This window comes from Streptococcus sp. 32226D021BW, from assembly GCF_053545015.1.
Window position 1 is genome coordinate 1 of the sequence record NZ_JBPPVC010000027.1, and the last position, 6,595, is coordinate 6,595.

The following is a 6,595-nucleotide window of genomic DNA, read 5'->3' on the forward strand; positions in this document are numbered from 1 at the left end:
GCTATGAATGGTTCCTCTGTAACTGCCCCAGTTCTTCCAGCCTTTGACTTGTCAGCTGATACAGACGGCGATGGTTTCAGTAATCAAGTAGAGTTGGAGCAAGGTTCTGATTATGCAAATGCAGCTTCAGTTCCAGTTGTAACAGCCAAAGGTGAGCCAGCTTATCTAGAATTACCAGAAGGTCATTTGGAACTGACCGGTTCATCTGTAACTGCTCCAGCCCTTCCGACCTTTGATTTGACTGCCGATACAGATGGTGATGGTTTCAGTAATCAAGTAGAGTTAAAACAAGACTCTGACTATGCAGATGCGGCTTCAACACCAGAGAAGAATCTGACACTTCCAGAAGGGATTAAGCCAGTTCCTGTGCCATCAGTAGCAGGAGAACAAGGTTCAGTGAAACAGATTTCTACTACTAAAACCCTTCCAGCAACGGGAGTTGTAGAAAATATGAGTTTCTATCTTGTGGCTAGCTTGACAAGCCTATCCGCATTCCTTTTATTCAAAAAGAGAGAGGAAGCCTAGTTAGTCGCTAGGGAGAAAAAGAGGTCTAGTTTGGCAGTGCCGACTAGGCTTTTCTTTTCTAAAAAAAATTTCACTTATCTTTGACTAATTAAGATATTTAGCGTAAAATAGAAAGGAAAGACAAAAAAGGAGAAGAGCCTTGGAATTAAACGTATTTGCAGGACAAGAAAAAAGTGAACTTTCCATGATTGAAGTAGCCCGTGCTATTTTGGAAGAACGCGGACGTGACAATGAAATGTACTTCAATGATTTGGTCAATGAAATTCAAAATTACCTTGAAAAATCAAATAGCGAGATTCGAGCAGCCTTGCCAACTTTTTATTCAGATTTGAATGTGGATGGTAGCTTTATTCCGCTCGGTGAAAATAAATGGGGATTACGTTCTTGGTATGCTATTGATGAAATTGATGAAGAAGTGATCACTCTTGAAGAAGATGATGAAGATGCACCGAAACGTAAGAAAAAACGTGTCAATGCCTTTATGGACGGAGATGAAGATGCCATCGATTACGGTCATGATGATCCAGAAGATGAAGACGACTACTCTGATAGTTCGACATCTGAATATGATGATGAAAATCCTGATGATGAGAAGGATGAGGTGGAGTCATACGATTCTGAAATCAATGAAATTATCACCGATGATGAATTGGATGTAGAACAGGTTGATTTGGGTGAAGTCGATGATGACTACTCAGATGAAGAGCCTGTAGACGAATAGTCACATAAAATTGTATTTGCCAAGACAATGCGATTGCGATAAGATATTATCGGGCATCTCTTTTGAGGTCGGAGCTCCCTATTCGTAGGGAGCTATTTTTGTTTTTTCTTCATCATTATTGAAATCTACCCCCATCATGATGATGACAGCAGAGAAGGAGTTTGCATGACAAAATATATTTTTGTAACTGGTGGCGTTGTGTCATCGATTGGTAAGGGAATTGTAGCAGCAAGTTTGGGTCGCCTCTTGAAAAACAGAGGCTTAAAAGTCACCATTCAAAAATTCGATCCCTACATCAACATTGCCCCAGGAACTATGAGCCCCTACCAACACGGGGAAGTATTTGTGACAGATGATGGCGCAGAAACGGATTTGGACCTCGGTCACTATGAGCGTTTTATCGATATCAACCTCAACAAATACTCCAACGTCACAACTGGTAAAATTTACAGCGAAGTCCTTCGTAAAGAACGCAAAGGAGAGCATTTAGGAGCAACCGTTCAGGTCATTCCGATGCTCTAAAGGACAAGATTAAGCGAGCGGCACGCACCACTGATGCAGATGTTATTATCACAGAAGTAGGTGGAACTGTCGGAGATATTGAAAGTTTGCCTTTTCTTGAAGCCCTCCGTCAGATGAAGGCAGATGTTGGCTCTGATAACGTTATGTACATTCATAAGACCCTCTTGCCTTATCTCAAAGTGGCTGGAGAAATGAAAACCAAGCCAACGCAACATTAGGTCAAAGAACTGCGTGGACTTGGAATTCAGCCCAATATGTTGGTGATTCGGACAGAACAGCCGGCAGGTCAAGGCATAAAAAATAAATTAGCTCAATTCTGTGATGTAGCGCCAGAAGCGGTGATTGAATCGCTGGACGTTGAACACCTCTATCAAATTCCTCTCAATATGCAGGCGCAAAACATGGACCCGATTGTCTGCTACCACTTGAAACTGGATGTGCCACCAGCAGATATGACAGATTGGTCAGCCATGGTTGATAAGGTATTAACTCTCAAGAAGACTGTTAAGATTGCCCTTGTTGGAAAATACGTCGAGCTCCAAGATGCCTACATTTCAGTTGTAGAAGCCTTGAAGCACTCAGGCTATGCCAACGGTGCTGCTATTGAGTTGGATTGGGTCAATGCCAACGACCTGACTGCTGAAAATGTAGCAGACCGACTTGGACAAGCCCAGGGAATCATCGTACCTGGTGGCTTTGGTCAACGTGGCACAGAAGGAAAAATCCAAGCCATTCGCTATGCCCGTGAGAATGATGTGCCTATGTTGGGGGTATGCTTGGGCATGCAGTTGACCTGTGTGGAATTCGCCCGTCATGTTTTAGGGTTGGAAGGAGCCAACAGTTTTGAATTGGATCCAGAAACCAAGTATCCTATTATTGATATCATGCGTGATCAAATTGGCGTGGAAGACTTGGGCGGAACACTTCGTTTAGGTTTGTATCTAAGTAAGCTCAAACGTGGTTCAAAGGCTGCAGCAGCCTATGACAATCAAGAAGTTGTCCAACGTCGCCACCGCTACGAGTTTAACAACGACTTCCGTCAACAATTTGAAGAAGCTGGTTTTGTCTTCTCAGGTGTATCGCCAGACAATCGCCTGGTTGAAATCGTTGAAATTCCTGAGAATAAGTTCTTTGTTGCCTGTCAATATCACCCAGAACTGCAATCTCGACCAAACCGTCCAGAGGGCCTCTATACCGCCTTCGTCACAGCTGCTGTTGAGAATGAAAAATAAATAGGGAGTGGGACAGACATCCATGATGGCTCCGTCCTCACCCACAGAATATTGAAAACGAACATAAAGCCCTCACTAGGTGTAACATCTTAGTGAGGGCTTTATGGTTGCTGAGTTAATGATGTTAGTCATCGCGGGAAAAACTAACCCACTCTACTGACGAGCACCTCAAAGTATGCGATAGGCATGGGTATAAAAATACGACTAAAATTCGGTAGATAAGCTCTCATATTTTTAGAAGGAGGGAATTGTCATGGATGTTCCCTATCAATCTTGTGCAGGTATTGATGTCCATCAAGCCAATATTGTTGTCTGTATCCTGCACGGTCCACTTACCTCAACTCGTCCAAAGCATGAGATGGCTACCTTTGATACAACAACTAAAGGCCTGCGTGCTTGCCACGATTTTCTCAGTCAATTTCATGTGGAAGCCGTTGGTATGGAAAGCACAGGTGTCTATTGGCGACCTGTCTGGCATGCTCTATGTGATGACTTCGAGTTGATACTGGCTCAACCAGCCCACATGAAGGCTATTCCAGGTCAGAAAACCGATAAGAAGGATGCTCACTAGATTGCCAAATTAACACGGATCGGTCTGCTTCCTCGGAGTTTCGTTCCCGATGAAACCATTCAAGAATTGAGGGAGTAAGGAAAATATTATGTGGAAAATTGAAATCGTGAAACCAATAGTAAATAGTTGAAATACCCACTGGAATTTGTTTCTTTCTAACCATCATTTCGGGTGAAAATTTTTGTTTATGATAGTGTAAAATCTTCTCTTTGATTTCTTTGGTTAAGATTATTTTTTTACCGACCGTTTTCGATTGTTTTGGTAAATAGTTGTGCGTAATCGACTGAATATACCTATTTATATTACCAACTTCGTACTTGTTGTAAGGTTGTACCCCGATTGGTTTCGTTATTGATGGTCTGAGGAGCCATTCCTAGTAAGTCGCAATTTCACGAATGGACTTACCTTCTTTCTTCCATGTGTTTGTGGTGAACTACAAGTATACACAGAGGTGTTTTCTTGTGCCTTAAAATGAATATCCTTTGATAACAAGATCCCTGGAACCTGTTTTGGGAGCTAAACCAAGGCTACTATTAGTCTTGGCTACTTAGCCTAACAACTTCAAGCCTGTTATCAAATGAAATTACCAGCTTACTCAAAGATAGTGAAATAACTATTTTTGAGCAAGGCAAGGTGGCTAACTTCATTATAGAACTTTCAATGAAAAAATAATTATTTTTTTCAAAAAAAGTGTTGACAGCTGCCCATTCTCGTGTTATACTAATTCTTGTGTTAAGCGGGGATGGCGGAATTGGCAGACGCGCAGGACTAAGGATCCTGTGACCGCTTTAGGTCGTGTGGGTTCAAGTCCCACTCTCCGCATAATTGGACTAGCTAAGGCTAGTCCTTTTTGCGTTTTTGGACTTGTAGTTGTTCATCATTTTGAATTTTGTTTTCAAACTATAATGATGTTTTTAGTCTACTTAGGAACGTTACTATACACTGGAAAATTTAAAAGCAAGAAATACGAAGCAAGCGCATTTATATGGAGAGAAGCTATTTTATCATGAAACATATGTGAAAATTTTCTCAAAACAGTATAGTTTCAACTAGCATTTTCAAAATAAAAATGGTAGAATAGAAGGGTATGAGGTACAACCTCAAAAAATATTAGGAGGCTATCGAAATGCCATTAGTTTCAGCAGAAAAATTTGTCCAAGCAGCGCGTGACAACGGTTATGCAGTTGGTGGATTTAACACAAACAACCTTGAGTGGACTCAAGCTATCTTGCGTGCAGCAGAAGCAAAACAAGCTCCAGTTCTTATCCAAACTTCTATGGGTGCAGCTAAGTACATGGGTGGTTACAAAGTAGCTCGTAACTTGATTGCTAACTTGATCGAGTCAATGAACATCACAGTTCCAGTTGCTATTCACCTTGACCATGGTCACTACGAAGATGCACTTGAGTGTATCGAAGTTGGTTACACTTCTATCATGTTTGACGGTTCACACCTTCCTGTAGAAGAAAACCTTGCAAAAGCTAAAGAAGTTGTAGAATTGGCTCACGCTAAAGGTATCTCAGTTGAGGCTGAAGTTGGTACTATCGGTGGTGAAGAAGACGGTATCGTTGGTACTGGCGAGTTGGCTCCAATCGAAGATGCAGTGGCAATGGTTGCAACTGGTATTGACTTCTTGGCAGCTGGTATCGGTAACATCCATGGTCCATACCCAGCAAACTGGGAAGGTCTTGACCTTGACCACTTGCGTAAATTGACTGAAGCTGTACCAGGTTTCCCAATCGTATTGCACGGTGGTTCTGGTATTCCAGATGAGCAAATCCAAGAAGCGATCAAATTGGGTGTTGCTAAAGTCAACGTTAACACTGAGTGCCAAATCGCATTTGCAAACGCAACTCGTAAATTTGCAGCAGCTTATGAAGCAAACGAAGCAGAATACGACAAGAAAAAACTCTTTGACCCACGTAAATTCTTGGCTGACGGCGTAAAAGCTATTCAAGCATCTGTTGAAGAGCGCATCGACGTATTCGGCTCAGCGAATAAAGCTTAATGATTTTGTGAAAAAAATCTTTGATTTCGAGCAAACAAAGCTTAAATAGAATAATACTGAGAACCTGACAAATGTTGGGTTCTTTTTTTGCAAACCTGGTCCGTGCACCTATTGTCTAAGCCTTATTTCTGCTAAAGCAAAATGAAGTTCTTTTATAGAAGGAAAAACAAATTACCAACCGTCTGAAATCGCTCTAGACTAGCTAGCAAGAAGAATGAGAATAAAAAATAAAAATATTTCTTGCCAAGTCCATTCTTTTCTGTTAGAATAGTATGGTATGTGGTGCTAGCACATCCTATATATTTGATCAAATGAGGAGGAATATACAATGGCTAAAGTATGTTATTTTACTGGTCGTAAGACTGTATCAGGTAACAACCGTTCACACGCTATGAACCAAACAAAACGCGCAGTTAAACCAAACCTTCAAAAAGTTACTGTTTTGATTGATGGCAAACCTAAAAAAGTTTGGGCTTCAGCTCGTGCTCTTAAATCAGGCAAAGTTGAGCGTGTATAATACGAAAGTCGTTAGAATAGTCTAGCGACTTTTTTGTACCTGTAAATGAAAATAGTAAGTTGCTAGCTAGAAGTAGTTCTTCATTTTAGACATTTATAACATATCTGACAAACAAGAAATAATACTCAGCAAAAATTAAAAATAGCATGCAAGAACAATTACTATGTGTAAAATTTCAATATTTAAGTTCAGATTGGCGACTATCTGTACTCTGTTCAATAACTTCAAAATTGAAATATTCTGCATTCAATGTGATTGGTAGATAGCTTTCCTGATTTTAAATGAGTATGAACCGTCAGTTTCGCTTAAGTTTGTTCTTGTATACTGAATTCAAGCTAGAAATAGCGAATAACTTTTCTTTTACATATAATCTCGAGAGAACAGTGGCATGAAAAAAATATTTAAAAAGAGTTGACAAGGTCAAATGAAGATGATAGACTGATTAAGTTGTCTTTTAGAGAAAGTGTTAACCGTTTGAAAAAAAGTTTCAAAAAGTAGT

General features: G+C 40.5%; 4 protein-coding genes, 1 tRNA gene and 3 pseudogenes. 7 read left to right on the forward strand and 1 reads right to left on the reverse strand.

The genetic code is table 11. The annotated features are described in order from the left end of the window. The 4 genes and pseudogenes from ACEE44_RS10140 to ACEE44_RS10155 all read left to right on the forward strand — a co-directional run. Positions 1–525, forward strand: a 525-nt coding sequence (locus ACEE44_RS10140; protein WP_449172151.1) for an LPXTG cell wall anchor domain-containing protein, incomplete at its 5' end; no start/stop codon positions are given. Between the two features lie 139 nt (positions 526–664). Further along, positions 665–1,246, forward strand: a complete 582-nt coding sequence (gene rpoE / locus ACEE44_RS10145; RefSeq protein WP_449172152.1) for a DNA-directed RNA polymerase subunit delta — start codon at positions 665–667, stop codon at positions 1,244–1,246. A 165-nt stretch (positions 1,247–1,411) separates the two neighbouring features. Beyond that, positions 1,412–3,000 (forward strand): annotated as a pseudogene (locus ACEE44_RS10150) (CTP synthase). Positions 3,001–3,253: 253 nt separating this feature from the next. After that, a pseudogene (locus ACEE44_RS10155) lies at positions 3,254–3,646 on the forward strand (IS110 family transposase); the annotation flags it as partial. A gap of 28 nt (positions 3,647–3,674) precedes the next feature. Here the strand turns inward: ACEE44_RS10155 and ACEE44_RS10160 are convergent. After that, a pseudogene (locus tag ACEE44_RS10160) lies at positions 3,675–3,989 on the reverse strand (helix-turn-helix domain-containing protein); the annotation flags it as partial. Between the two features lie 318 nt (positions 3,990–4,307). Between ACEE44_RS10160 and ACEE44_RS10165 the strand changes: the two are divergent. The 3 genes from ACEE44_RS10165 (at position 4,308) to rpmB (ending at position 6,096) form a co-directional block, all read left to right on the forward strand. After that, positions 4,308–4,393, forward strand: a tRNA-Leu gene (locus ACEE44_RS10165). A 304-nt stretch (positions 4,394–4,697) separates the two neighbouring features. Then, a complete protein-coding gene (locus ACEE44_RS10170) occupies positions 4,698–5,579 on the forward strand; it encodes a class II fructose-bisphosphate aldolase (protein WP_105109964.1) in 882 nt (293 codons plus the stop codon). A gap of 328 nt (positions 5,580–5,907) precedes the next feature. Continuing rightward, complete coding sequence (gene rpmB / locus ACEE44_RS10175; RefSeq protein ID WP_001140948.1) at positions 5,908–6,096, forward strand: 50S ribosomal protein L28; 189 nt, start codon at positions 5,908–5,910, stop codon at positions 6,094–6,096. Positions 6,097–6,595: the final 499 nt, after the last annotated feature.

What these genes read in the sequence shown, in the direction of transcription:
- rpmB (WP_001140948.1), top strand. Translation starts at nt 5,908, where the DNA reads ATGGCTAAAGTATGTTATTTTACTGGTCGTAAGACTGTATCAGGTAAC.
- ACEE44_RS10170 (WP_105109964.1), top strand. Translation starts at nt 4,698, where the DNA reads ATGCCATTAGTTTCAGCAGAAAAATTTGTCCAAGCAGCGCGTGACAAC.